Annotated in this window: 1 protein-coding gene and 1 pseudogene; one reads left to right on the forward strand and one right to left on the reverse strand. The window is 54.4% G+C overall.

Going from position 1 to position 1,440, the window contains the following annotated elements; all coding sequences use genetic code 11:
- Positions 1 to 256: 256 nt before the first annotated feature.
- Entirely contained in the window at positions 257 to 481 is a 225-nt protein-coding gene (locus tag VEB01_RS10995; RefSeq protein WP_324875389.1) for a hypothetical protein, read from the reverse strand.
- Between the two features lie 508 nt (positions 482 to 989).
- On the opposite strand from VEB01_RS10995, the pseudogene VEB01_RS11000 reads away from it, so the two are divergent.
- Positions 990 to 1,208: pseudogene (locus VEB01_RS11000) on the forward strand (transposase); the annotation flags it as partial.
- Positions 1,209 to 1,440: the final 232 nt, after the last annotated feature.

The following is a 1,440-nucleotide window of genomic DNA, read 5'->3' on the forward strand; positions in this document are numbered from 1 at the left end:
GGAGGTCTTGAATCCGTTCCCACTGATCGTCCCGTAAGCCATACCGTCGTACCATTCAGCGACCTTCTTCTGAATTCACTCTCTCAATTGAATCGCTTTTGGTCGTCTTTGGCGACCCCTTAATTGAGGACACGCCCTAGAGGAAATTGCTCCGATAGCAACGGCCGAACAATCTCGACCACATGTTGACGAGGACGATGGGCGCTACCGATTTGAACCGATTCCGGAAGCGCAGTGAGAGGGACAACGACGCCGCTTAGATGCACCATTGGGTTACGCCCACGGTGATGTAATACACAAAAAACTCATAGCTTCGAGCAAAGAAACTAATCACCAGCGCGAGTACGCCGAAATAAATTGCCGCCAGAAATGCCACCGATAAAACACATAAAACCAGCCAGCTCTGCACCAAACCGAACAATACCGGAACCACCAATATCAGCCCCGAACTGAGCGGGCGCTTGGTGCCCTGCCATAACACCTATCCGATCACTACATCTTCGACACTGAGAGGCGCCGCTAATAACATCCCGTCCCAGATGCACAAAACCTCCATACGAGTGTAAGCGAGTAAAACCCCTCGAATGTAGAGGCATTCATTGCGCTGGTAGAAAGGATTCCAGCGCTCAGAAAGTCTAGATACGATAATAATCCTTCGACCTGCCCGACAAATGCCCCCGGGCCCATACCTCAATGCAAAACGGTAAAGTACCGGCTCCACAAACCCACCGAGCAGTACTGTTAGCGCCGACTTGCACCATACCAGAGCGTTGTGTCGCCACACCGCAACCCAGCGCCGTAGCGCATCAATCATCTCGTAACGCTCTCCCCGTCAGCGTGAGAAAAACGTCTTCTAAATTTGATGGGCGATAGGAATAACGTATATCCGCTCTTTCGTCTAGAGACCGAACACTCTAGATTTTCGCCGTAGTAGAAAACTGAACCGCCCCGGGATTTCCGGAGACTCCACTTTTTGAGAGGATGGAGTTATGAAGAAATCATCGAAGTTTTCGCCGGAGGTCCGTGAGCGGGCGGTCCGGTTGGTGTTTGAGCACCAAGGGGAGCACGAGTCCCAATGGGCGGCGATCGGCTCGATCGCCAGCAAGATGGGCTGCGCCGCGGAGACGTTGCGGAAATGGGTGCGTCAGGCGGAGTGCGACCAAGGGCAACGCACCGGCCTGTCCAGTTCGGAGCGTGAGCGGCTCAAGGAACGATTGCATCGCCATTTTTTACGAAACCTTTTGGGACCTCCAAGTCTCCAAAAGGAGCAAAAAATCGGCGACGAGTATTGCCTTCAGCCCCCGGCCGTCCCAATCGCAAACGTCGCTTTAATCGCGACCTTCCTGCGTTCGACCGGTCCCGACCCAACCAGGGGTCGGGACCTGGCTCCACAATGACTCGACGCCCGGTCGCGATGCCTTGTGGGTCGCCTACGACCGC

It is taken from the genome of Methylocaldum sp., from assembly GCF_035627495.1.
In the GTDB taxonomy this organism is placed as follows: Bacteria; Pseudomonadota; Gammaproteobacteria; order Methylococcales; family Methylococcaceae; genus Methylocaldum.